Below are 26,517 nucleotides of genomic sequence, written 5' to 3'. Positions count from 1 at the left end.
CATTACCCATCTTCCCTCTTACATTATATCTCGTCTCTCCATATCGGTAAACTCATGCAATGGAAACCTCCACGTGCACGTGATAACTCTGCCGACGGCATTAAAATTAATGTATCGGTGATGGTTTCTGCATCAGCTTTGCCGCTTTCAAGGTCGTCGATTAAATCTTTAACGTTAACGATATTAAATCCGGCAGCTTTAAAGGCATCCACGGTTTTATCGTTTCTGTCGTAACCTAAAACTACTCCTTCTTTTATGGCCAGCAGGTTGCACGAGTCAGTCCATTGTTCTCTCGAGTCGTAAGGGAAAGTGTTATTTCCACTGTAAATGATTTTGGTTGGCTCCGTACTTTTTAAATCGTTCTGACTGATATCATTCAATAGCGCTTCAACATGTTCAAAATGTTTAGGTGCCTGCGGATTTGATTTGGTAAACTGAATAGCGGTTGTTGCTTCCAGTTTTTCAGGCTCTTTTAAAAAGTTAATCGGCTCGTAAGGATTATATTTTGGCGAATGTGCAATCGAATTTAATATGACCCAGGTATTCCGTTTTACTTGAGTAAATACGGTGTCTAGGTGCATATAATCACGTTTACTCGGGATTTTAACTACCGTAACTTTTTCCACCACATCATTATCAAATAACAATTTAATGGCTTCGTTGGCACCATGTTCCGAAGTTCTTTCGCTGCACCCAATCAGTACATGGTTCGGACTTACCATCATCACGTCGCCACCCTCTAAAGTGGTACTGAAAGCAGGCTCATCGCCAGGACGCAGAAAGTGCATGGTAACATCTGGAATTTCGAGAATGTTATTTCGGTAAGCTTCGAAAAGCGGGTGGTTGAAGAAAATATACCGCATTAAAAGCGTTTCCCGAACCCGTGCTTTTTTTGCAGGTTTGTTGAGCAGGATATGATTATTAATAGTTGTACCAACGTCGCGGGTGAAAATCAGGTTCGGTATTGGCGCAAAAATCATATCATCATTCGCCAGAGTACCCGAAATAAAAATTTCTGCCAATTCTTTAGGATCGGTATTGGTTAGCTCCAGCTGAACTTTATATGTGCACCCCTCTATTGCACAAACTGCAGCGACCAGTTTTTTTCTGATCGATTCGTTTTCAAGCATTTCGCTTAAAAGGTTCTGAATCTCAATTACAGAAGTCGAGTTATGGAAGTCAGGATGATTAGGTTTGTAAAAATTACGGTTATTCTCTTCCGAATCTATTTCAGCAAGCTTGCCTTTAATTTTTTCAGGGTCGAGAAAATACATCAGCAATTTGATGTAGTAATCGTATTCGCCTTTGCGGATCGTATCTAAATGCACAATATCTTCGAAGAGCCAGTCTTGTGCTTTTGATGGAACAACTTTGCCCAAACCACTGTCAGGACTGTGGATTAACAACTTACGTAACCGTCCGATTTCGGTTTTTACGTTCACTTTGAAATTTTGATTCTGTCCGCTCATAAATAAGTTAGTTGTACAAAGCTATCATTTTTTTTATAGTCCGGAAGTCTGATGTCGCAGGTCAGAAGTTTTGACAACTACTAAACAAAACCTGTCAAAAAGTTTAATTTTGATAATAATATACTACTAGTCTTCTGATTGCGGACTTTCCGACTCCGGACTTTTTTCTCTATTTTTACACCATGAATTTTATTATTACTGCAACACTTGATGCCGTTAAACAACTTTATAACGAAGAAATAGCTGAAAGTGTAATCAATATACAGGAAACCCGTAAAGAATTTGAAGGTCAGGTAACGATTGTTGTTTTTCCCATTACAAAAATTTCTAAAAAATCACCTGAACAAACGGCTCAGGCAATTGGCGAATATTTGGTAGAACATGTTGAAGAAGTTACTGCTTTTAATGTGGTTAAAGGTTTCTTAAACCTCAGTATTGCCGAAAATTATTTTTTAAACCAGTTTAATGAAGAGGTTTTAGCACCTGATTTTGGATTGTATCCATCAAACGGGAAAAAGGTAATGGTTGAATATTCTTCGCCAAACACCAATAAGCCGCTGCATTTAGGACACGTACGCAATAACCTCCTGGGCTATTCGGTTTCTGAATTGTTAAAAGCATATGGTTATGATGTGGTAAAGGTAAACCTCGTAAACGATAGGGGAATCCATATCTGTAAATCGATGCTGGCCTGGCAGAAATGGGGTAATGGCGAAACTCCTGAAAGTTCTGGTTTAAAAGGCGATCATCTGGTTGGAAAATATTATGTTGTTTTCGATAAGGAGTATAAAAAAGAAATTGATGCCCTAAAAGCTGAAGGACAAACCGAAGAGGAAGCTAAAAAGAATGCACCTTTAATTAAGGAAGCACAGCAGATGCTTTTGAAATGGGAGCAGGGCGATGAGGAAGTGGTTTCGCTTTGGAAAACAATGAACGAGTGGGTGTACGCTGGTTTTAATGTTACCTATAAAAACCTGGGCGTAGATTTCGATAAGTTTTACTACGAAAGCAACACTTATTTATTAGGAAAAGATACGGTTGATGAAGGTCTGGAAAAGGGTGTTTTCTTTAAAAAGGAAGATGGCTCGGTGTGGATTGATTTAACTGCCGATGGCTTAGACCAGAAATTGGTTTTACGTGCCGATGGGACTTCGGTTTACATTACCCAGGATTTAGGCACTGCAGAAATGAAACACGACGATTTCAATATGGATGAGTCGATTTATGTAGTTGGTAACGAGCAGGATTATCATTTTAAAGTGTTGTTTTTAATCCTCGAAAAACTGGGTAAAAGCTGGGCCAAAGGCTTATATCACCTTTCTTACGGGATGGTAGATTTACCGAACGGCAAAATGAAAAGCCGTGAAGGAACAGTAGTAGATGCTGATGAGTTGATCGAAAGCATGGTAAATACTGCCCGTGAGAAAACAGAAGAATTGGGTAAAACCAACGATTTTCCGCAGGAAGATAAAGATGAGCTTTACAAAAACATTGGTTTGGGTGCTTTAAAGTATTTCCTTTTAAAAGTAGAACCAAAAAAACGATTGCTGTTTAATCCGGCAGAGAGTATCGATTTTCAGGGCAATACCGGGCCATTTATACAATATACACACGCCAGGATTAAATCCTTACTTACAAAGGCAGGTTATCAGTTAGCTGCAACTCAACCGTCAGAACTTTTGCCTGTTGAACTGGAAATGATTTTGTTATTGGCTAAATATCCTGCTGAAATCGCAATTGCGGCTAAAGCTTATAGTCCGGCAAGTTTAGCCAACTATTTGTACGAATTAGCGAAATTATTCAATAAGTTTTATCACGAAGTTCCACATATCCTTAAAATGGAAGAAGGTGCAGATAAGCAATTTCGCTTAAACCTTTGCAAAAAAACAGCTGATATCATTAATAGCGGCATGTTAATTTTAGGAATTACTTCACCTGAAAGGATGTAAGAGGAATAATCAATTTGCAGTTGGCAGTTACCAGCGAATAGCGAAACAATGAACCAATGGCATTTAATTTAGTTAAACAATTAACCGGATCACAGTTTTCAATTGGCAGTTCACAGTTGGCAATTTGCAGTCACTAATGACAAATGACTAATGAACCAATGGCATTTTAATTCAGTTAAACAGTTTAAACAATTAACCTGATCACAGTTTTCAATTGGCAGTTCACAGTTGGCAATTTGCAGTCACTAATGACTAATGACCAATGACTAATGAACCAATGGCTAATGCCTTTTTAGGTCAGTTAAACAGTTTAAACAATTAACCGGATTACAGTTTTTAATTGGCAATTTGCAGTCACTGGTGACTAATGACCAATGACTAATTAACCAATGACTAATGAACCAATAGCCAATGAACTAATGAACTAAAGTTTGATGTACGAACTAACTTTATTATGCCTTGCAGCCTTTGCTGCAGGATTTATCGATGCTATTGTAGGTGGCGGAGGTTTATTGCAAACACCCGCAACCTTACTCATTTTGCCGCACTACCCGGTGGCTACCTTGCTGGGGACAACCAAAATCCCATCACTTTCAGGTACAACACTTGCTGCTTTTAAATACTCCAAACATGTTAAATTTAATTTTAAAATATTAGCGGTTTGTGCCGGTTCGGCCTTTATTACAGCACTCCTTGGTGCTTTTTTGGTTAGCCGCATCGATAACAGTGTTATTAAACCAGTAATTCTGCTTGTATTAATACTCGTTGCGCTTTATACTTATTTCAATAAACAATTCGGGATACACCAGGAGAAAAACCATACAGTAAAAAAGCAAGTGTTAATGGCTTCGGTATTTGGCTTGCTGATCGGTTTTTACGATGGATTAATTGGTCCGGGAACAGGTTCCTTTTTAATTCTGGTTTTTATTGCGGTACTGGGTTTTGATTTTGTAGGTGCAAGTGCACATGCGAAAATAGTAAACATTGCCACCAACCTGGCGGCGATCGTTTACTTCAGTTCTACAGGGCATATCCTTTTTCAGTACGCTATTCCGATGGCTGTTTTAAACTTAACAGGCGCATATTTCGGAACAAAACTAGCCCTGCTAAAGGGTAATAAATTTATACGGATATTTTTTCTTATTGTTGTTTTCGGAACCATCTTAAGATTTGCCTACGATATCCTGTTTAAGTAATTTACTGTAAAACCACAATTTTTAAACTGTCTTTCACCACAATTCCGCTAATTGCCGAAGCATTATATTTTATGGTATAGGTTCCTGCCTTTTTAATATCGTATGCTTCACTAAGATTAAAACTAGTACTCGTGCTGTCGCCCTTTTTTAAGGTGGTATAGCTATCGGCCGGAGGCGGCATAATTCTTTTAGCCATTGGCCCCAGGTAGGCTACATCCGTAAAATCATCCATCGCCACATCGAGGTATTTACTCATCAGTTTCTCGAAAGGGCTGTGCCATTTGCAGAATTTAACTGTGCTGTCGCTGTTGTTGTAAACGGAGAACTTTATGTTTATTGGCTCACCAAGTTTGGCGCTGCCAGTAAGTGTCATTTTTCCGGTAACCGGATCTGTTTCCTTTACTGATTCAGTTTCGCTTACCAGTGTAGTGTCGTTTCTTGCCGCAGTTTTATCTTCCTTGTCAGATGAATGGCATGCACTACCTAAAATGGCGCAGGTACATGCGATAATTGCTAGTTTTCTCATGGATTTAAATGTAAAATAGACCTAACCTTTCTCCGTTCCCGATTTTACGGCTACCGGTTTTTTCTTTCTGAAAGCCGGAAAACTCATTGGACTTTTTGCCGGACGCTCATCGCCCAGTAAAGCCCCCCATTGTTTAAAGGATTCGGTACGGTCAAAAATGATTTTTAATACCGCAACAATTGGTAAAGCCAGGAACATTCCCGAAATCCCGGCAACGCTTCCTCCTATAAATACCCCCAGGATGGCAAATAATGCATTTATCTTCACTTTTGAACCCACAATACGAGGCATTAAAATGTTGTTATCAAGAAACTGTACAAAGGCAATTACACCCAAAACGGTTAGTACCGGCCAAAGCTCCTGCGATGAGGTTAGCGTTAATAAAACACCAATCACATTACCAATTAGCGCCCCAACATAAGGGATCAGGTTTAATATAGCGAAGATAACGCCGATCAGCAGGGCATGTTTAATACCAATCAGCATTAAAATCCCGCCTAATAAAACAGTCATGTAAGTGATTTGAATGAGTAAGCCAATCAGGTAACTTTTAATGATAGATTCTGTTTCGTAAATAGCTTCTTTCACCTTTGCATGGTCGTCGGTTTTGAACCACATGAAGATAAAACGCAGCAAGATATCTTTATAAAACAGCATCAGGTAAATGTAGATTGGAAGTAAGCCAATGAATATAAATATGCCGCTCAGTGTTACTGCAGCACCTCCGGCAAGTGAGGTTCCCATATTCATTAAATCATCACTTTTCGCCTGAATAAAAGCCTTTTGTTGTTTATCGTCGTAATGCGTAATACGGCTTACCCAATCGCTCAAAGCATTGATATGTTGGGTTACATTGCTTTTTATCTGAGGGAAATCTTTTACCAGGATACCAACCTGATTGGATAAAAACCATACAATAAGCGCCACAAACAAGGCAACCAGTAAAATAGGTAAAATGATAGCCAGGGTTTCAGGGAAGTGCTTCTTTTTAAGGAAGCGATATACGGGTAACAATACAATACTGATGAAAAAAGCCATCAGAATGGGCATAATAATATCTCTTCCGATAACAATAACAGCTACAAGAGCGATTAGCCCAAGCAGTTCAATAGATCGTTTAACGGTAAGGGGTAGATTGTTCGTCATAGTTTTTCGGTTTGCACATTAAACATGGTTTATGCTTAAATGTTTTAAGATGAGCATAATTTTGTGCTATTCTCTTTCAGTTAGTCATTTCCCTCTTTTCAACGGGGTGCCCGCAGGGCAGAGTGTTTCTTTTTGTACCTCATTGGTAGGCTCATTAGTTCACTTGTCATTGGTTCATTCGTCATTGGTATTCCAAACTGAAAACTGCCAACTGTTCACTTCCGTTAAAAAATTACATCCTGCTAATGATATAAATGCAGATTAACTTTACTTTTGCGTTTTCGGTAAACTAACATGAACAATCAAGATACGATTATTGCTTTATCTACGCCACCGGGTTCGGGTGCCATTGGGGTTATACGCCTTTCAGGGCCGGATGCCATTTCCTTAACCAATTCGGTTTTTGCAGGTAAGGACCTCGAAAAGCAGGATTCACATACTTTGCACTTTGGATTAGTAAAGGATGGTGAGCAGCTAATTGATGAAGTTGTAGCCGGATTGTTTATAGCGCCGAAATCGTATACGAAAGAAAATGTGGTAGAAATTTCCTGCCATGGTTCCAACTATATCATCCAGCAAATCATCAACCTGTTGATTAGCAAAGGAGCGAGGGCTGCAAAACCTGGCGAATTTACTTTACGTGCTTTTTTAAATGGTGCTTTTGATTTAAGTCAGGCAGAGGCAGTGGCCGACTTAATCGCTTCAAATTCCAAAGCTTCACACGATGTGGCAATGCAGCAAATGCGTGGTGGTTTTGCCAATGAACTTAAAGTCCTGCGTGAGCAACTGATTCATTTCGCATCGATGATTGAGCTTGAACTCGATTTTGCTGAGGAGGATGTGGAATTTGCCAACAGGGAACAACTGCGTAACCTGGTTACGAAAATTAACCATGTGCTCAGCCGCCTGATTTCATCCTTTGAGATGGGAAATGTAATAAAAAATGGTGTTCCCGTGGTTATTGCAGGTAAACCTAATGTAGGCAAATCAACCTTGTTAAATGCTTTGCTGAATGAAGAACGTGCCATTGTTTCTGATATTGCCGGTACAACCCGCGACACCATTGAAGATGAGTTAACCATTGGCGGTATTGTATTTCGTTTTATCGATACAGCAGGTATCCGCGATACCGCTGATATTATTGAAGCGCAAGGTGTAGAACGTACCTTGGCTAAAATGAAACAAGCCCGGTTAATCATTTATATGGCCGATGCGGAACAAAGCATAACGGAGCTTGAAGAACAGCTAAGAGGGTTGGAAAAACTCGAAATTCCTTACCTGATTCTCGTAAACAAAGCCGATTTAATTTCCGAAGAAAAACGTAAAGCCTTTGCCCCGCTAAATGTTGTCTTTATTTCTGCAAAGGAAAAGCTCGGTATCGAAGACCTAAAAAATACACTGCTGGAACAGGTTAATTTGCTGCACATTAATACCAGCGAAACACTCGTAACCAATATCCGCCATGTAGAAGCATTGAAACGTACTGAAAATGCCTTACAACGTGTACTGGATAATGTAGATAATCCGGTAACTTCTGATTTCCTGGCCATGGATATTAAACAGGCCTTACATTACCTCGGGGAAATAACAGGTACAGTTACCACGGACGATTTGCTGGAGAATATTTTTACTAAGTTTTGTATCGGAAAGTAATAAGGAGGTCTTATCTGTATCAGAAGTGGCGAGCCTGTTACGAATGAACAGAAGTACAACATATCATCATTTGAATTCATTCAGGTTTTTGACCACTACGCCAGGCATCTTTTCAAAAATATCCTGCATATACTTCCTATGGTTAGCCCCTGCAATCACAACAACCCTTTTCAGGCCTTTCGCTTTAGCATTTGCCACTACATTTTTGCACATGCCCTCATTGCGCATCAGCCACCAGTGAATTTTTGAGAGCATCTCTTCTTTGGGAAAGCCTTTCATGTCATACATTTCAGGAAGGTAAAAATCTCCGGATGCAGAAATCGCAGAAGCTTCAGACGTATTGAGCCACTCCGTAACTTTATTCGAGGTTTTCTCTATCCGGTCATACTCGGTAAAGCCGTTGTTTATTTTTTCCAGTTTTTCTTTGAGTTCTTTGCGGAATACCGCCGAGGTGTCTTTCCTGAAACTCAGAAATTTAGCATCAAATGCCGCCCAGGAGGCGCCCCAGTTTAAATCATAATCCTGGTTGTCCATCGCCAGAAGCTCCCGGATGCCCAACTTCCTCATCATCGGAAAAGCGATCAGCGCATACTCAGAAGTCTGAAGCCTGCGCATGCTCCGGCCTGTGGTATCCAGGCGTGGACTCAGCACAGCATCCACATAGGCTTGGAGCTTCGCATCCGGTTTTGCTTTAAGGGCATCAAAAACCTGCCAATACTGGTAATGGGCATTGCTGACATCCTGGTTTAAATAAAGTGCTTGGGCCAGATCCGTTTTGAGCTGAAAGTTTTCAGGTTGCTGCAGCACCATTTTTTTTAAACTGTCGATTTTTTTCATCAGCTGCGATTCTGCAATATCCCTGTTTTTTCGGAGCATTTTCAATCGTGCAAGATTATCCTTTTTGCACCAATAATCCATCAGGTTCTGTTCATCAGTTTTACTCAAAAACTCCCCAAAAAAACCATCTGGTTTAAAGCCTTCGATTTTGCGGTAAATGTCAGAAACGTCCTGCTTGGGGTATTTGCTATAATCATGGGATACCCCAATTAGGAAAACTTCCAGTTTTTGAGCAGAACAGGAGAGGGAGAACAAAAGGAACAAAACAAAAAAATATTTCATGGCTGCATTTCAGATTAAGGGTAGATGATTAGTCCAAATCTTTAGATGAACACAAAATAGAAAATTCTCCATGACTGGCAAAGCTTTATTTTAGGTGGAATACAGACCCTGAGTGGTACGGTCGAACGACATTCTTTCTGCAATATTCCATTTCATCTGGATATAAAACATGGCATCGTGGTTTTTTAATTTTTGTTTTTCCATTTTTTTAATATGATGTTGATCAGTTTGAACTCGATAGTTTTTATCATTACTAGGAATAAATTTGTTTAATGTCTGTATCAGGAGAAATTTCCAATGAAGGAATTCCATTTTTGTAATTTATCCTATATCCATTGATGAGCTTTATCTTCGAGAAATCATATAAAGTCCCTTTAATCATATGTTCCTCAACATCTTTTTTGAAAATTTCTTTCGGTATAAAATATGAACCTACCTCTATAAAATCATTGTACGTAATTTCTTTATTTCTACTTAACCGTTGTTTCTCCAATAATAAGAGCAAAAAATCACGCATAGTCTTTTTTCCTTTCGAGGCGATTCTTATTTGATTATCCAGAACAAAACCATATAGGAATCCTCGCTGATAGGAGAGTTGTATATAATCATAGCCATCCCAGAAATGTTTTGATATGGAATCTGCAGGAAGCGCATTTACAGGGTTTTTATAGAGGGCTTCAAATCGGTTTTTGTTGGCTTCTGAAACGAATTCCTCTTTGTTTATCATGGCTGATCCGGCTAATAAAAAATAAGTAATATAGTCGTTAACCCCCTCAGAAAACCAGGTGTATTTATCACCATGCTCTGTAATTCTCAATTCTCCTCCGATCCACCTATGTGAAGTTTCATGTGCTACAATCATGGTATTGTTAAGGGTATATTTTCCTTGGTAAATCATAACAAATCCATGTTTGCCAGCGGCATATCCGCTATTCGTTTTTTGTTCGGGTGTATAAAATGGGGCAGAGAATAAAAAATAAGGTCCTGATTTATCATCTTGCCAAAAATCATATGCTCGAGGGAAAAAAACATCAAAAAATGGTTTCAAGGCAGTTTGCATCTTGTTTATCGTATCTCTTGAAGAGGTGATTTCATAATATTTGTCATGACGGATTGCATGAGTTTTAATTATTAAATCTTTACCCATGAAAAAAATCAGATCGTTAAAATCCTTTTCTTTTACCCTTAGTACAGACTTTGTTGTTGCATCTGGCAGTATAGAAACAAAATATGGGAGGTCTTCAGGGATTTGTTTCCAGTTTATCATGATATCCTCGGCCTGAATTTCTTTTATTTTCATTAAAAAATTAATGGCTTTGGCCCTTAATACGCCCGATTCGATTATCGGTTTGAATAACTCATTGGGAATTGCATTTTTGATATTAATGTTTAAGTGACCATCAAATTCATAGCTGAAGTGTAGTGCAGTTGATGGATTGTGAGTGATAGTAAGTTCACGTTTTATTGAATCTATCGTAATTTTATCATCATCGTTAACTTTAATAATATGCATACTACGGAAAATGTTTTTTTGATTTCCGATGTCATTAATAAAGGCAAATGTATTTTTTGGCGATGCCGTATAGTAAGTTATATCAACCTTTATTGTCGACGAGTTGCCATCCCAGGAAAGTTCATATATTGGAGCCTTAGCGTTCAGGCTTAATGCATATGTTGTTGAAGAAAACAATAAGAGCAGAAATACTATAGAAAACAATAGTAGGCTTGTTTTTATAGCTGTAATTATCAGTCGATTATTTTTATAGCCGGCTTTATCCAACCATTGATGTCCTAAGTATGTGGTAGCAATTTTTGAATTTTCCGGTAAATTTTTTGAAGTATCTATCACCATTATCATATTTTATGATAGCATAAAGTTCAAAAGCAATGCCTTTTGGTAAGATGTTGTAAATGAGCGCTTTATTTTTTTTATGAAATTATGCTTTTGATATATCGTTATGTGATGACAATTAATTACGATTAGTGGTAATTATTGCATTTTTTTAAAGCGAGTTTGCTTATGAAATATGGTTCTAATAAGGCCTTAAGGCTGTTTTTTGAAGTCAAACGCTCGAAAAATATTACTGCTTTTCGGTAGAAAATAAGTAATTTAGCATGAGGCCTTTTCGCTAAATTTATTAAACATTCGGGCCGATTTGAATAGCATTACTTATGAGGGGGTATACCAGGTTAAAAATCTTTTTTTTGTTGATGGTTTTGTATTCAGGAACACTGTATGCCCAGAAAACGGAAGGTTCACTCGAAGTGAAGAAATTTGCGGGTAGTCCCGAAGAAGTAAATGTGCTGCTGAAAAAGGCTAAAGAAGATTCGGCAAAGGTTAATTTGCTGATAAAACTTTTCAGTATAGAATGGCGAAGATCTTCCGGCGGTAAAATGAAGCTCGATACCTGCATTTACCTTGGGCATCAGGCGCTCACCCTAAGCAAACAAATTGGCTATAACTTTGGTTTCACTGAATCAACTTTACTACTGTGCAAGGCATATCTGGAAAAATCAGATCTGGTTTCTGCTACCAAGGTTTTAAACTTAACTCATGGAGAGCAGCGTGCACGTCTGCTGATAACCTTTGCCGAACACTACATCTGGATGCCGGTATCAGCCCACAAAAGTAATCTGGATACAGCACAAAACTACTTGAAAAAAGCCATCGAAACAGCTCAGCAAGCCCAATCTGAAAAATGGAATATGGAAAGTAAACTGGCTATGGGTAAACTTTATTACGCTAAAGGGGATATTGAAGGCGGGAAAAAATTTTTCTTCGAACTGATTAAGTATTTCCAGGCTAAGAATGATAAAGGGCAGGAAGCATTTATCTGGTCAGAAATGGCACATTATATGCCAGGAATAGGCAAATATCATCGCCAAACGTTGGCATACTCTCAACACGCCATCGACCTCAATCTCTCTATAGGTAATCTGAACCAGGCTGCCTCTGTAATGGAAGACATGGCTTTTGATGCCTTTATTTGCAACGAATTAGACTTCGCAGAAAAAAATTATCTGAAAAGGATAACGCTGTTAAAGGCTGCGCATCAGGAGAAATTTTTTACAACCTATCTGGCGCTTGCAGATATTTATAAATTAAAAGGGAATTTAAACAATGCATTAAGCTATACCTTGCTTGCCCTGAGAAATATTGAAAAATTGCATCAGGATATTTACCTGGCGAATGTATACGCTTCACTTGGGGATATTTATGGGGAACTCGGTGAAAGCCAAAAAAGCTGCGATTATTATCTTCTGTGTATGGAAAGACCTGTTGATACCAGTTTTGGTGCCTTAAAATATTTTTATACTTTAAGAAGCCTGGCAAGGGGTTACATTAAGCAGGGAAAGGCAAGGCAGGCACTCCGTTACAGCCAATATTACCTGAAACGAAATCCGGCAAAACTAACTACGAGCAAGGAAATAGCTGCTGATATCATGGCGCTTTGTTATCAGGGTATAAAAGAGACAAAACTAGCCGAAAAATATTTTCTACAGGTTTTGGCGCTTGATAAACAGGTATGGTCTGAAACTGGTCGTAACTCTAAAGTTGACTATAATATTGTTGGAACAGAGGCTTATCTCGATGTCGCAAATTTCTATGTTAGCCTCAATAAGTTTGACTCAGGTGATATTTACGCTACCAAAGCACTATCGTTTCCAAATGTAACGCCTGTTATGGAAATGCAGCTGCGTTATCTGAAATATAGGACTGATTCTGCTACTGGTAATTTTCAGGTGGCTTTGAGCAGCTATAGAAGGGCGAACCGTTTAAAAGATTCCATCAGTAACGATCGCCAGGCTAATCAGGTAAACTTTTTGAAGATACAGTTTGAAACCGTGGCGAAAGAGAAAAACATTGCACTGTTAGAGAAAGAAGCAGCGCTACGTAAAAAAGAATTGCAACAAACTACTCAAACGAAAATACTTGCCATAGGGGGTGTATTTATTCTTATTTTACTTGCTGCTATTCTTTTCGGATTATACAGTTTTAAAAACGAGAAAAATCGTCAGCTTCAAAAGCAGCAAAATTTAATCAACGCTAAAAATGCTTCATTAGAACAATTAGTGGGTGAGAAAGAGTTGTTGGTAAAAGAGATTCACCATCGCGTAAAAAATAACCTGCAAACCATTACCAGCTTATTGGGAAGTCAGCTTTATGCCAGCACAGATGAACAAGTCAATACTGCTTTACAGGATAGTTTGCACAGGGTTCAGGCAATGGCTATGATTCATCAAAAACTTTACAATACTTCAAATTACAATGAGGTAGATATGGCTTCTTACATTGAAGAACTAGTAGAGCACCTTAGTGAAGTTTTTAATCCAGGTGCCGGAATTGAAATTAAGTTCAATGCTGAACCCATATTTTTGGATTTTAGTGTCGCTGTCCCTATCGGACTGTTAATTAATGAAGCGCTTTCAAATTGCATTAAACATGCCTTTCCTGGAAATCAGGCCGGAAAAATTTCTCTAATTTTTCGTAAAACTTCTTCTAACGAAATAGAATTGGAAATAAAGGATAATGGTATTGGGATAAATAATACCCCTGCTGATAATTCATCAAGTCATTTCGGGATGCGTCTTATTCACGGTCTGGCCAAAGAAGTTAAGGGGAAGTTGATAATTACCGGCAACGGTGGTACAACCATTAATTTACAGATACCAGTTTGATATTTGATAGCTTTATTTGTCTGATTCCAATTGCCATATCTCGAAATATTGATATTTCTGTTTTTGAAATATCGTTACCAATATTCTTGTTTTAATTTTAATCTATTGATTATTAATTATTTAATTATTAGCTTTTTATTTGTTTAAAATAGGTCTTTAACATTTTAAAGATTTACATATGAAATTAGCTAATAAAAAAATAGTAATTCTGGGAGGAAGTTCAGGTATTGGATTGGCAACAGCAAAGCTGGCATCAGAGAACGGTGCTGAAGTCATCATATTATCAAGTAATCAAAAGCGAATTGATGCTGCTCTGGAGCTTCTTCCGACCAATACATCTGGAATCATTGCCGATTTAAACCATGAAATTAACATCGTTGAGTTATTTAAAAAAATTGGAAATTTTGATCATCTCGTATATTCTGCAGGTGATAACCTTGACTTAAAGTTGCTTGCTGATACAAACCTGGAAGAGGCCAGACATTTTTTTACGCTACGCTTTTGGAGTGCAATCGCAGCGGTAAAATATAGTTTAGCTTTTCTGAATGATGGGGGATCTGTCAATTTAACCAGTGGAACGGCCAGTGTACGGCCAGGATCAGGATGGACCCTGGCATCTAGTATTTGCGGAGCAGTAGAGGGATTGGTTAAGGCGCTGGCCGTTGAATTAGCGCCAATTAGGGTTAATTGTGTTGTTCCTGGAGTGATAAAAACACCACTATGGAATTCGATGCCGGATCAAGATCGACAGTCACTTTTTGAATATGTCAGCAAATCATTACTGATCAAACGTATTGGAGAACCAGAAGATATTGCTGAGGGGTTCCTTTACCTTATGACTCAAAAGTACGTCACCGGACAGGCTATCGTTATAGACGGTGGTACGCTGCTGGTATAGGATTCATACTTATTGCCAAAAATATATCAGCCATGTAGAAAAATACTATGTGGCTGAATTCAGGCATTTAATCATAGATGAATTTCCAGCTGATCCCAAGTTTTTTCATCTTCGCGGTTAATGTATTGGCGGGCATTTGCAACAATTCGGCAGCACCGCCCTTGCCTGAAATTTTACCATTACAGATTTTTAGGGCTTCCATGATGTGTTTACGGTCATATTCGTCCATTGTGAGGAAAGAGGCTGCTTTTGCATCTGAATCCGACGGAGATTCTATTTCAGGTAGTTCAATGCTCGAAATCTGATTGCTGCCAGCTGTCAATACATGGCGCTCAATCACATGCTGAAGCTCCCTGATATTGCCTGGCCATGGGTAATCCATTAATTTTTGCATTGCTTCATCTGTAATCGACTTCTCTTCAAGCTTGTCCTTACTTGCGAAATAGTTCAAAAAATGCTTTGTCAGCAATGGAATATCCTCTTTGCGCTCACGCAATGACGGGACAGAAATTGGGAAGACATGTAACCTGTAATAAAGATCAAGTCGAAAATTTCCGGTAGTAACTTCATTATATAGGTTTCGGTTAGTTGCTGCAATAATTCGCACATCAAGCTTTACGGTATTTGCACTGCCTAACCTCTCCAGTTCCTTTTCCTGGATAATTCTCAGTAGTTTTCCTTGAATATCCAGTGGGATTTCACCAATTTCATCAAGAAAAATGGTACTTCCGTTTGCCTGTTCAAATTTTCCAAGCCTGCGTTGTGTAGCATCTGTAAAGCTCCCTTTTTCATAGCCAAATAATTCTGCTTCAATTAAATTTCGAGGTATTGCAGCACAATTTATTTTAATCATCGGTAATGCTTTTCTTGATGAAAGTTCATGGATAGCCAATGCGATTCCTTCTTTCCCAACACCAGTTTCTCCTTCAATGATAACAGTGGTATCAAAAGAAGCTACCTGATTTACCTGGTCCAGCACGAACAGTAATTTTGAACTGTTGCCAATGATATGTTTTAGTTTTTCTTTTACGTTTCTATGTTGAGTTGTGCTGTTTGTAACTAAGCTCGTGCCGTTTTTTTTCTGTTTAGTGGTATGTATATTATTCAGAATACTCACTATCAATGATCTTGAAGCACGTAATACCGCTGCCTGTGTAGGATGATATGCATCACAGTCTTTACTAAAGAAAAGAAGGTTGGCCCTTAAGCCTTTTCCATAACTTGCAGGTAAACCAATGATGCTTCCGATTTCATTATGTTCTACAAACAGCGCCAGTATTTTATTTTTAAGACATAAAGATTTAACCTGTGAGCCTGAAAGAAAAAATAAATCATCAAATTCATCGAATCCTTGTCTAAGCACATTTAATGATTTTAGCGGAAGGTTTTCAGTTTCGAAAAAATCCCAGCTGTTTACTTCGATATAATCATTGTATGAAGTCCGCTTTAACTGGAATATACTACTGATATCTGTATCAGCTGTATTTAAATCCAATAAAACACCATCAAAAGGAATGAAAGAATGAAAAGCTTTAAGAAATTCGGAAATTTTAACACCTGTTCCTGAAGCGTTTTCAATGAAAGGTTTAAGTTCGCGGTTAAGCCAAAGCGTTTGTTTTGTTTTGAGATCCATATTCTGCCGGTGCCTGTAAATAGCAATATCCATGGCAACAAGAATATCTTTCTCCCGGTAGGGTTTTACCAAAAAACCAAAAGGCTGTGTTTCCCTTGCCAGCGCCAGGGTAGATTCATTTGAATTAGCAGAAACAAATAGAAAAGGGATGTCTTTGTGGTTAAGTACCTTTGCAAGGTCAATACCTGTTAGCGCATCTGCCAAAAAAATATCGACAAAAACCATGTCAGGCGATTCTTTGCTCACCAGCAGCAAAGCCTCATCAACAGATTGCGCAAATCCAATTACCTGATGTCCTTCTTTAGTAAGGATATCACCTAAATGAGTTGCCTGGATAAACTGGTCTTCAACAATTAGTATTCTGAGTTTCACGCTATAAGTTTAACAGATTCGCCAAATAATTACTATTTTATATTAGTAATCTAACTGTCATTGCAAAAATTGCGCCTTTTACTTTAAAGCATTTTTATTTAGCCAAACTAACCAATATGTTCAACTTTTAGGGCTAATCTCATTGATTAAAAATGAAATATTACCCACCTTAACTTTAATTGGTATTTTAAAAACCTTATTTCGTAATTAATTTTATTAAATTACGAAATAAGGTAAATTACTGAATCGTATAACAACTTGTATTACTAACCAAACAAGATTTAAATCATGGAACAGATCTGGTTGTGCGGATTAAATAAATCCCTATTTAATCATTATGGAAATGAAAAAAAACAGCAGAGGTAAACAAAATCACCCGTATCCTATGGATTTCGATAAATTGCTTAGGGCCAACCGGGCTATAGGGTTTGCGGCTAACCGATCAGAACTGCTCAAAATGCTCAGGCAGTATATAAATATTCCTATTAATGGTATCATCTGCTTGTTAGCTGATAATGATCAGGAATTTTATCATATAGGCCTTTTTGATAATGAATCCGGAAGGAAAAGTCAGGTTACATCAAGTAGTTTAATGAAAGCGGTATATCCCTTTACGGATAAGCTAATTTCTGAACTATCAATAGCAGACAAGCCTTTGATATTGAGTACTGCACAAATGGATAAAATAAAATCTAGGCCCGGATGGTTAGCTCCGGAAATATGGGGTGATGCAAAAACAGTGGTATGCCTGAATTTAACCAATAATACAAAACATATTGGATTACTTGTTTTATCTAGTAATGAAGAATTGCTTCTTTCTGCAAATGACATTACTGCTCTGAATTCCATAGCGATAACAACCGGGCTTGCCTTAATCAATATTATTGCCCGGGATGAGGCTCGGGCACGACTGAGGGAAAGGGATATTATGCTGGAGCTGGGTAATTCGATTGGTGTGATCAGGAATAAAGCCGGGTCTGCACGTACAATAAATGAACACCTAAAAAAGATAATCCCAATTGATCAGGTTATCATCTGTAAAATCAGTGAAGATAAATCATGGTATACCCCTTATATATTTGAAGTTCAGGCCGACCTGCGAAATGATCTGCACTTTGCTGAAGCATTACTTGATAAATCAAAAGTAGATTCGGGATTGGTAAATTTATTATACGCCTCCGATGGTCCTTTGGTTTTTGACCTGGACGAACTGATTGGACGTGATGACCTTCCGGCTTTTCTTCGGTTGAAGCATTCTTTTGGAACCCGTGAGGTGGTTTATGCGTTAAGTGCCGACAGTTTTGAACCACAGGCACTAATTGTTTTTTGCCTCAATGAGAAAAACCTGTTAAGTAAACAACACCTTGATTTTATAAAAAACGTTTCTTCATTCTTATCAGCAGCAATCTCCAGCATTGCTATCAACGATGAAATTTTGCAAAGAGAGAAAGAAAAGACGGCCTTGCTTTCCTTTAGTAATAATATTGCTGCAGTTAGAGACCGCAATCACCTGTCGGCAGTAATCAGACAGGGATTAAGCAACCTGTTTAAAATAGAATTATATATTTTATCACTCAAGAATGATGATAACACAACACATAGTTATTTTTTAATTGATGCGGGTTCCCGGTACGAACTTAGCCGCGACTTTGATAAAATTCGGGATAATAAGTTTCCCATAAAAAATGGTATGGCTGAAGTTGTTTTTGAATCAGCTGATCCTGTAATTTTTGAAGTCGATCAGGTGATTAAAGAGAAAAAAATTAATTTTCCTACTGCATCATTCTGGAAATCTATTGGTGTAGATAGTATATTAGGTGTTCCGCTTAGGGTAGGGGAACAAGATATCGGGATTTTATGGGCACATGCTGGAAAGGTAAATAACAGGCTTATGAAAGGCGTTGCCTCGCAGATTGCCATTGCACTTGCCCATTATGTTGCTGCCCAGAAAGTTGAAAAACAATTTAATGAAATATCCGATTTTAAACAGCGACTGGAAATAGAAAATAAATACCTTCAGGAAGAAATTGGTACAACCCATAATTACAATGAAATTGTTGGAGAAAGTGCCTCCATGCATCGTGTTTTTGAATTAGTTTCTCAGGTAGCCTCATCCGACAGTTCAGTATTGATACTAGGAGAAACCGGAACAGGAAAAGAACTTATTGCCAGGGCAGTACACAATAATTCGCCTAGAAAGGGCAAATTAATGGTTAAAATAAATTGTGCAACCCTTCCTGCAAATTTAATTGAAAGTGAGCTCTTCGGACATGAACGTGGCAGTTTTACGGGTGCAATTGACCGGCGCATAGGTAAGTTTGAACTGGCCGATAACAGTACATTATTCCTCGATGAAATCGGTGAAATGCCTTTGGATTTACAAGTCAAACTCTTGCGTGCAATACAGGAGAAAGAAATTGAAAGAATAGGTGGCCGGTCGGTAATCAAAACCAATGTCCGAATCATTGCAGCTACTAACCGCGATTTGTTAAAAGAGGTAAGTCAGGGAAATTTCAGAAGTGATTTATATTTCAGGCTAAATGTATTTCCCATCGAAATCCCTCCTTTGCGAGCCCGAAGGGATGATATAAGTAAACTTGCTAACCATTTCCTCCTCAGGTTCGCAGCAAAAAATGCGAAACATGTAATGAGCTTTTCTGCCAGTGCGGTTGCGCAGATGGAAAACTATAACTGGCCTGGAAATGTACGCGAACTTGAGCACCTTATCGAACGTAGTGTCTTAATTAATAAAAAAACAGTGATTGAGGATCTTTACCTTAACGATATAAAGAATGAGGATGGCCGTAGCTCCAATTATGTGAAAACGATTGACGAAGTGGAGCGTGAACATATTATTGAAGTACTTAAAAGATGTAATGGTAAAGTCGCCGGCCCTGGCGGAGCAGCAGAAATACTTAGAATTCCATCTACAACCCTAAATTCGAAAATAATAAGACTGAAAATAAAAAAAGGGCTGTCAATTTAGCCCTTTTTCATTTTGATTAAACCGTCTTTTTATGCCATAATGATAAAAACAATTAACCACGATCTTTAAGTTTAAGAAATATCCCAGTAGGTTTTAAAATACTCACGCTGCTCAGGATCTTGTTCTGCTGTAGCTTTTGCCCTTTCACGCAGCAGTGAAACTACTGGATAAGGGCGCAAGTAAACCGTTAAATCGTATACCTTGCCTGCCGGATTAATTTTCGAAACCCATATCCCTTCAGCAGCATGCGCTGCTATTTTACAATCAAATACTTCAATTTTTAATTCCGGTGAAGCAATGATCGAAGTATATGAAGAAGGACTTTGTATCTGATGCACAGTTGATAATCCTTTGATCACCCAATCCCTGCCTTGAAGGGCTTTACCAAAAATCGGACTATGAAGTGTCAGGTCTTCAGTAAAGGGAAGGTCCACCAATTTAACAGGAGAAAACTTATGATCCTCATTAGGGTTGCCTGCCGCCTGAACCTGCCAGTATTCTTCGGGAATAAGGTCGAACAAGCGCTCATGCATCTTGGTTACAAATAGTGAAACGATAGGCCATGGGCGCATCAGAAACCTTACCTGGCTAATTAGACCAGTGTTTTCATCATCTTTAAGTATAGTTACCGCTTGTAGCAGATGACCGTCTGCCTGACCCTGCCAGAATAATAAAGTTTGCGAAATATCTTTTATCTCACGGGTATATTGAGGTTTGCCAAGCACTTTGCCTGCATTTGAAAGTAAAGTAACAGCAAAATCCCGCCCATACAAGGGTTTGGTAAGCATAGGAGCCCAGAATTCAACCTGCTCTGAAAAAAGCATTTTAAATTCATCGTCACTGGTATTGTTAATTACTGCTTTTCTGAATGGATGCATAGGTATAAATTTAAATTAAACATATCGTTGCCTGCATGAGGCCACATTTCTTATTGTAATTTCGATCTTAAGCAAGCATTAATTCATGATGTTCTATTGTATGTATTTGGTAATTAGGTGATTATTTTCGGTCTGCTTTACGGGTCAATGGGATCTGCAAATTGGTAGGCCTGTTTTCTGGCTTATCAAATGGTCTTCCATCCACATGTCGGCTGCCGTTAAATAGTAAATCATCATACAAATAAATCAGGTCATACTCCTCGAAATATTCATCTGCTTTTAAGCCTAAAGCTGGTAATGCTTTTTTGAGTACAGCCTGACTTGTATTTTTTGTCCATTTTCCCAATACAGGATCTTGTGGTAGCTGATTGAAAGTTTCCACCATACCATCATGTAACAGCGTGAGTTCAAAGGAGATGTCGGCAATATAATTTATTTCATAAGCACCAGCGATAAGCGCTAATTCCTCACCAAAGTGAATATGCCCACGAATGAGCATTTCAGAGAGTGCAAGTTTGCCATTCGAATCACCATAACTGGTAAACCGGAGCTCAAATATATCTTCAGGCATATAATCAAATTCCCTTGTACAAAATATGGGTTTAACATTACCCTTTTCATCTTTAAGGATGCTTGGCCTGATTTCAGTACAGATACTTGCCCATTTAGTATGGATTAAGGCTGCTCTTATTTCTTCAATTTTCATGTTTCAGTTCTTTTTAACCATATTATTATTTCGCCTGGATTAAGTCTTGTATCGACAGACTTACACTGATCACGCTGATGGCTTAAATCTGGTTGTAAATCCCTGCTACTGGCAGGGATTTATTTCTAAATTTTATATACTTCCTGCGGCTTCCAGAATTACTTTGGTTACTTCCTTTGGCTTTGATAACATTACTACATGATTGGCATCCAGCTCAGTAATTTTTGCCTTTGCCCGGGTAGCCATGTTTTTTTGAAGCTGCGGTGGAACCGTTTCATCTCTTTTGGTCAGTATGTACCAGGTAGGTTTCACTTTCCAGGCAGGTGAGGCACTTTTATCGTCGAAAGCAACAGCTCCGGCAGGTGCCTGTGTAGCAAACAATATCATCTGATCTTCCTTGGATAAATCTTGTGCAAAACCTTTTTCCATACCTTCTTTTGATAAGGTTATGAAACCATTAATAGTTACCAGGTAATCGTTAAGGTGATTGGCAGGCACACTTTTGAGTAGTGTATTTGTTGTTTCATCTTTGTCTGGTGCCTGGGCAGCAATGTAAACCAGTCCTTTTATCCTCGGGTCATCAGCAAACTGCGTAATAACCATTCCGCCCCAGGAGTGCCCGACAAGGATAATAGGGCCTTTTACACGATCCATTGCCCTTTTTACAGCTGTAACATCATCTGATAAGGATGTTGTTGGGTTTTGGGCCGAAACTGTTTCATAACCTTTTGCCTGGAGTTCGGCAATTACCTTATTCCAGCAGGAACCATCAGCCCACAGGCCATGGACAAATACAATTGTGGGTTTTTCGTTTTGGGTAGTCATAATTTTGTTTTTATAGTTTTTTTTTAAATAGCCAGCGTAGCTGTAAGCTGCACTAAAGCAAATTGTTATTGCAGCAATGCCTAGCATAGCTGTCAATTTTTTAGTGATGTATTTCATTGTTTAAGTAAGATTGCTCAGTATATTGCAATTGAAATGCCTTTATTTAAATAATTGATAATGAGTTATTTGTTTGTTTTATTGTTCAAATTGCTTTACCATATTTCGTAATAATTCATCTCTGTTTCTGATAATTCGTAATCATAAGGATTTTGTAAAACCTGCCAGAAAACAGAGCTGTAAACTGTCGTTAATGGATAGCCTTTTGTTCAGGCGCATTTGTTCGTCTGGTAAAGAGGCCTAAAGCATAATTGAGCTGAACCAGAAATATAATCCCAATACTTAGATACGTATTGATAAAACACATTGCGGAGCCGATGAAATAAAAAGCCTGCCCGAAAATAATCCTGTTTTTTATTGCTCGGTCAATCCGTGCTTTGTCAGGTCGGTTAATTTTGAGCAAGCCCTTCCTGTCGGCATAAGTCCAGTTGAGGTAAAGCATTAAGCCAATAAGAAAAATATTAAACCAGTATACAATCACGGCGAACCTGAAATTCATGTACTCACTTAAAAATGCAGTTGTAAAAGGAATAATAGATACACACAACAAGAGAAAGAGGTTAATCCAGATTAGGTTTCGGTCACTCTTATTGATATACTGAAATTCTGAAGACTGGCCAGTCCAGAAAATTCCCAATGTGAGAAAACTCAGGAAATAAGCGAGTAGTCTGGGAGAAAGTGTTAAAAAGGATGAAATTAAATCTGCCTCATTGTGGATTAAACTACTTAAAGGCACTTTAATATCTAATATCAATAGTGTAATCGAAATCGCAAATACCCCATCGCTCAGGAATTCCAAGCGGGAAATATTCTGCCCGGCCAATTGATCGTATCTTTTCATATCTACTCCAGAATGTATTATTTGCTTATTGGAGATTGAGGAACAGGTAATGGAATGTCAGTACTCATCTTCCAGTCTTTTCCACTCTTAACCCACAAGGTGACCATTAAAAAGGGAACTGGTTTGGGTACGTTACCACCATAACTCACCGTAAATTTTGCAGGTACATAAACCTGTGCTACCGTAGGATTCAAAAATACAACCCTCTGACGGCTATATACGGGATCTATCCGAAAGATACCTTTGTACAAATCCCCGAAGTGGGTCATAATATTTGCCGTCCCCCAATATGCTCCCCAGCCACCATCTTCCATCGATTTTGTCTTTGAAATAAATAAGGCATTTTCAGAGTCCCAGATAAAGGTTTTGACGGCATTGAGATCATGTTTGTTTTCTGCGTCTATAAGGCCTTTGAATCTTGCTTTTACTTCCATTTCCTGACTTGTAGATTTGGCCTTAATGAAGCCGGAAAAAATAAGATAGGCGCCAAATAACAGGCAGCCTGCCACACAATAGATGCTGATGTTTCTTTTCATAATTTTTTTAGATAAGGTATTTTGAAATATTTAGCTAAGCATGGCTGAAACATTTCAGTCCGCTGCAATTCTTTATTCAATTCATACGCCTTTATGTAAAGCGTTGGTAATTAGGTTTTAAACTTGTTTTTACGAAACATGCTTTCCGATATCCGGTAATTTTAACTGGGCATATTACTTTAAACCGTTTAAATACAGGTTGATGGCTGTGTTAAGCGGTTCAGGTTTGCTTTGGTTTTAATAAATCTGATGTTTCTATCACGATGCACTTAATCTTTCAGTTCACTGCTGTCGTTTATCGCAGGACGATTTTCTTCAGTGGGGAAGTTCTTCTTCTATCACCCATTAGTTCGATTCGATATTTAGTAAGCAAGAGGTATCTTTTTCGAAATGAAGCATTTCTTATAAGAGGTTAAATGTATAATTAACTGATAATCAGTGTTTAAATATTTTGGTTTCCTGCTTGTAATAACAGGTTTGAGGTTGGTAACCATAATTGCTAACAACAATTTTTAACAGATTTATTCACAAAATAAACATGATGGAATTACTAGAAAAAATTATTGCTGCGCATGGTGGAATTGCGCAATGGGAAAAATTTCAGAAAGTTTCGGTAACCATGATTGGTGGTGGAACACTGCTAACCTTACAGGAAATGCCACAGAACAGAAGCGAGCGGACAGTTACAGCCTGGTTACACCAGCAGCGTGCAGGACTAAAACCCTTTGGCCCGTCCGAAGAAGTTTTTTCTGATTTTACACCCACACGCGTAGCGATTGAAAATGTAAATGGTGAGTTGATCGCTGAACGTAAAGGCACAGCCCAGACTTTACATAAGGATATGAAAACAGGGCTCTGGGGTATATTGGGCCTCGCCACCTTCAATGGCTATGCACTTTGGCAGTACCTTAACATGCCTTTTTTTATGACTTTGCCAGGGTTTTCTATAAAGGAAATCGATCCTTATACCGAGCGTAATGAAACCTGGAGGGTTTTGGAAGTAACTTTCCCTGAAAACCTTATGAGCCACAGCAGAATACAGCAATTTTATTTCGATAATAATTTTCTTTTACGTCGCCAGGATTACGTGGTTGATGTTGCAGTTGAAGAGAAAAATACCTTCAAAGTAGCACAATATGTATATGATTACCGGGAAGTACAAGGTTTGAAAATGCCAACCATCAGGAGGATGTACCACCGCAATGAAGACAATAGTCCAGGTATGCTGAATCTGGCCATATGGGCCGATCTGAGTAACATTGAATACCATTTATGAACCTAAAATTTTGAAAAATGAAAAAAATACTTGATGATGCAGCGGCTGATTTCAATACCGCAATAACCAGAACAATAGAAGTAAACCGGAGAAGGATTGCTTATCGGGTAATTGGTTCTGGACCTGTTCTGGTTTTGTGTAACCGCTTCAAAGGTATGCTTGATACATGGGATCCGGCTTTTATAGATGCGCTTGCAAAAGAATTACAGGTTGTAATTTTCGATTACAGTGGTATTGGTCGCTCAACTGGCGATGTTACCGTCGCTAATGTTCAGGATGCAGCAAGGGATTTAAAAGATTTACTGGATGGCCTTCAGCTCAAACCATATTCGGTTGGAGGCTGGTCCTACGGTGGAATGGTTGCACAAACTTTTTTTGCTTTGTATCCGGAATACGCAGCAAAATTAGTTTTGATTGGAACCCCACCACCTGGAGATAATCCTCACCCGGTTGAAAAAGTATTTTATGAAGTGGCGGTTAAACCATTTAACGATCTCAACGACGATTATATCGCCTTTTTTGAACCGCGTTCTGAACTGAGCCGTAGGCTCGGAGCAGAATCACGGAAAAGAATAGAAAGCCGTAAATCTGACCTTGATATACCAGTAGCTGAACCAATCTTTCAAAAATATTTTGAAGGTGGAAATGGTTTCAGGGCAGATGTGCTTAACATCAGAGATAAAATTATTAAGCACGAAAAACCAATCTTTTTGCTGATGGGTGATCACGATGTTTGTTTTGCTGTAGAAAACTGGTATGCACTCAATCAACAACTTAGTCATTTGCAACTAGTGGTTCTCCCTCAGGCAGGACATGCGCCTCAGCATCAGTATCCGGCTATTGCAGCAGCTTATATCATCCAGTTTTTAAACCTTAATAAATTTTGATATTATGGAAGGAAAAATAAACGCCTCAATCATAGATAATCTGATTATCCATACCTACACTTCTCCTGAAAACGGCTGGTCTGTTAATTCGCATATTATTGAGCTACCTTCACAGTTGCTGGTTGTTGATGCGCAGCTACTCATTCCCTACGCTGAAGAAGTTGCTGATTATGCAGCATCTTTAGGAAAACCCATAAGCAGGTTATATGTAACGCATCATCATCCCGACCATTTTTTTGGTGCCACAGCCTTCAATACAAGCATTTCTGCTTTAACCGAAACAGCTGAAATGATTGAGGCAACAGCTGATCTTTTTGCAGGATCCATGCACGCCCGTTTAGGAGATCTGGTACCTGCCAAGGCACCGCGGGTAGCGCAAATAATCCAGGCAGGAACAGAAATTTTCGATGATATTGAGTTGGAATTTATTCACCTCAAAAATGCAGAAACGGTAGATGCACTGATCATTGCCTTACCCAATCATGGTATCCTCATTACACAGGATATGATATACAACCGTATTCATCCTTATCTTGGTGATATGGCCTTTGATAGCTGGATGCAGGATCTGGAGCATTTTAAATCACAAAAAAAATATGTGCATATTTTTCCCGGACATGGCAAACCCGGTGGAACAGAATTGTACGATTTAATGTTGGGATATCTTGCTGCTGCCAGGCGGATATACCAGCAAAGTACAACTTTTACTGAATTTATCACCGCTATTAAAGAAGCCAGACCGGATTACTACAATGATGCATTGTTAAACCTGAGCCAGCGCTATTTATTTCCCAAGAAAAATGAAAGTTAATCAAAGCTTCAGC

The 26,517-nt window shown here is 38.5% G+C and carries 20 protein-coding genes; 9 read left to right on the top strand and 11 right to left on the bottom strand.

Features of this window, described 5'->3' with window-relative positions:
- Positions 1-23 precede the first annotated feature (23 nt).
- Positions 24-1,469: an arginine deiminase family protein gene (locus R2R71_RS02760; RefSeq protein WP_316829716.1), complete on the bottom strand. Its 1,446-nt coding sequence runs from the start codon at positions 1,467-1,469 to the stop codon at positions 24-26.
- 182 nt (positions 1,470-1,651) lie between these two features.
- Here R2R71_RS02760 and argS point away from each other — a divergent pair, with 182 nt between their 5' ends.
- Complete coding sequence (gene argS / locus R2R71_RS02755) at positions 1,652-3,418, top strand: arginine--tRNA ligase (RefSeq protein ID WP_316829715.1); 1,767 nt, start codon at positions 1,652-1,654, stop codon at positions 3,416-3,418.
- A 434-nt stretch (positions 3,419-3,852) separates the two neighbouring features.
- Positions 3,853-4,614: a sulfite exporter TauE/SafE family protein gene (locus R2R71_RS02750; protein ID WP_316829714.1), complete on the top strand. Its 762-nt coding sequence runs from the start codon at positions 3,853-3,855 to the stop codon at positions 4,612-4,614.
- A 1-nt stretch (position 4,615) separates the two neighbouring features.
- Here R2R71_RS02750 and R2R71_RS02745 read toward each other — a convergent pair whose 3' ends face one another.
- Together R2R71_RS02745 and R2R71_RS02740 are read right to left on the bottom strand one after the other, a co-directional pair.
- Entirely contained in the window at positions 4,616-5,140 is a 525-nt protein-coding gene (locus tag R2R71_RS02745; RefSeq protein ID WP_316829713.1) for a protease, read from the bottom strand.
- 21 nt (positions 5,141-5,161) lie between these two features.
- Positions 5,162-6,286 (bottom strand): AI-2E family transporter, encoded by a 1,125-nt coding sequence (locus R2R71_RS02740; protein ID WP_316829712.1) that lies wholly within the window; start codon positions 6,284-6,286, stop codon positions 5,162-5,164.
- Positions 6,287-6,580: 294 nt separating this feature from the next.
- Between R2R71_RS02740 and mnmE the strand changes: the two genes are divergently transcribed.
- A complete protein-coding gene (mnmE, locus tag R2R71_RS02735; RefSeq protein ID WP_316829711.1) occupies positions 6,581-7,939 on the top strand; it encodes a tRNA uridine-5-carboxymethylaminomethyl(34) synthesis GTPase MnmE in 1,359 nt (452 codons plus the stop codon).
- 66 nt (positions 7,940-8,005) lie between these two features.
- On the opposite strand, the gene R2R71_RS02730 is transcribed toward mnmE, so the two are convergent.
- Positions 8,006-9,058 (bottom strand): DUF5694 domain-containing protein, encoded by a 1,053-nt coding sequence (locus R2R71_RS02730; protein WP_316829710.1) that lies wholly within the window; start codon positions 9,056-9,058, stop codon positions 8,006-8,008.
- A gap of 253 nt (positions 9,059-9,311) precedes the next feature.
- Complete coding sequence (locus tag R2R71_RS02725; RefSeq protein ID WP_316829709.1) at positions 9,312-10,910, bottom strand: hypothetical protein; 1,599 nt, start codon at positions 10,908-10,910, stop codon at positions 9,312-9,314.
- A gap of 359 nt (positions 10,911-11,269) precedes the next feature.
- Here R2R71_RS02725 and R2R71_RS02720 point away from each other — a divergent pair, with 359 nt between their 5' ends.
- Positions 11,270-13,738 carry a sensor histidine kinase gene (locus tag R2R71_RS02720; protein ID WP_316829708.1) on the top strand — a complete coding sequence of 823 codons (2,469 nt, stop codon included), beginning with the start codon at positions 11,270-11,272 and terminating at the stop codon, positions 13,736-13,738.
- Between the two features lie 178 nt (positions 13,739-13,916).
- Positions 13,917-14,636 (top strand): SDR family oxidoreductase, encoded by a 720-nt coding sequence (locus R2R71_RS02715; protein WP_316829707.1) that lies wholly within the window; start codon positions 13,917-13,919, stop codon positions 14,634-14,636.
- 67 nt (positions 14,637-14,703) lie between these two features.
- Here R2R71_RS02715 and R2R71_RS02710 read toward each other — a convergent pair whose 3' ends face one another.
- Positions 14,704-16,641 (bottom strand): sigma 54-interacting response regulator, encoded by a 1,938-nt coding sequence (locus tag R2R71_RS02710; RefSeq protein WP_316829706.1) that lies wholly within the window; start codon positions 16,639-16,641, stop codon positions 14,704-14,706.
- A gap of 343 nt (positions 16,642-16,984) precedes the next feature.
- Here R2R71_RS02710 and R2R71_RS02705 point away from each other — a divergent pair, with 343 nt between their 5' ends.
- Entirely contained in the window at positions 16,985-19,627 is a 2,643-nt protein-coding gene (locus R2R71_RS02705; protein ID WP_316829705.1) for a sigma 54-interacting transcriptional regulator, read from the top strand.
- A gap of 71 nt (positions 19,628-19,698) precedes the next feature.
- Here the strand turns inward: R2R71_RS02705 and R2R71_RS02700 are convergent, their stop codons facing one another.
- From R2R71_RS02700 to R2R71_RS02680, 5 genes are all read right to left on the bottom strand, one after another.
- Positions 19,699-20,505: a hypothetical protein gene (locus R2R71_RS02700; protein WP_316829704.1), complete on the bottom strand. Its 807-nt coding sequence runs from the start codon at positions 20,503-20,505 to the stop codon at positions 19,699-19,701.
- A 121-nt stretch (positions 20,506-20,626) separates the two neighbouring features.
- The gene (locus R2R71_RS02695) at positions 20,627-21,211 is read right to left on the bottom strand and encodes a hypothetical protein (protein WP_316829703.1); all 585 of its coding nucleotides are present in this window, start codon (positions 21,209-21,211) and stop codon (positions 20,627-20,629) included.
- A 132-nt stretch (positions 21,212-21,343) separates the two neighbouring features.
- Complete coding sequence (locus tag R2R71_RS02690; RefSeq protein WP_316829702.1) at positions 21,344-22,036, bottom strand: alpha/beta hydrolase; 693 nt, start codon at positions 22,034-22,036, stop codon at positions 21,344-21,346.
- A 307-nt stretch (positions 22,037-22,343) separates the two neighbouring features.
- Positions 22,344-22,994 carry a TMEM175 family protein gene (locus tag R2R71_RS02685; RefSeq protein ID WP_316829701.1) on the bottom strand — a complete coding sequence of 217 codons (651 nt, stop codon included), beginning with the start codon at positions 22,992-22,994 and terminating at the stop codon, positions 22,344-22,346.
- Between the two features lie 17 nt (positions 22,995-23,011).
- A complete protein-coding gene (locus tag R2R71_RS02680; protein WP_316829700.1) occupies positions 23,012-23,530 on the bottom strand; it encodes a hypothetical protein in 519 nt (172 codons plus the stop codon).
- A gap of 538 nt (positions 23,531-24,068) precedes the next feature.
- Here R2R71_RS02680 and R2R71_RS02675 point away from each other — a divergent pair.
- From R2R71_RS02675 to R2R71_RS02665, 3 genes are read left to right on the top strand one after another with little or no spacing between them, the layout of a single operon-like run.
- A complete protein-coding gene (locus R2R71_RS02675; RefSeq protein ID WP_316829699.1) occupies positions 24,069-24,806 on the top strand; it encodes a hypothetical protein in 738 nt (245 codons plus the stop codon).
- Between the two features lie 17 nt (positions 24,807-24,823).
- Positions 24,824-25,693, top strand: a complete 870-nt coding sequence (locus R2R71_RS02670; protein WP_316829698.1) for an alpha/beta hydrolase — start codon at positions 24,824-24,826, stop codon at positions 25,691-25,693.
- 4 nt (positions 25,694-25,697) lie between these two features.
- Positions 25,698-26,504 carry an MBL fold metallo-hydrolase gene (locus R2R71_RS02665; protein ID WP_316829697.1) on the top strand — a complete coding sequence of 269 codons (807 nt, stop codon included), beginning with the start codon at positions 25,698-25,700 and terminating at the stop codon, positions 26,502-26,504.
- Positions 26,505-26,517 lie beyond the last annotated feature (13 nt).

The sequence above is a fragment of the Pedobacter aquatilis genome, from assembly GCF_032678405.1.
In the GTDB taxonomy this organism is placed as follows: domain Bacteria; phylum Bacteroidota; class Bacteroidia; order Sphingobacteriales; family Sphingobacteriaceae; genus Pedobacter; species Pedobacter aquatilis_A.
Note: the sequence above shows the minus strand (reverse complement) of the source record. Positions and strands in the feature narration are given on the sequence as shown.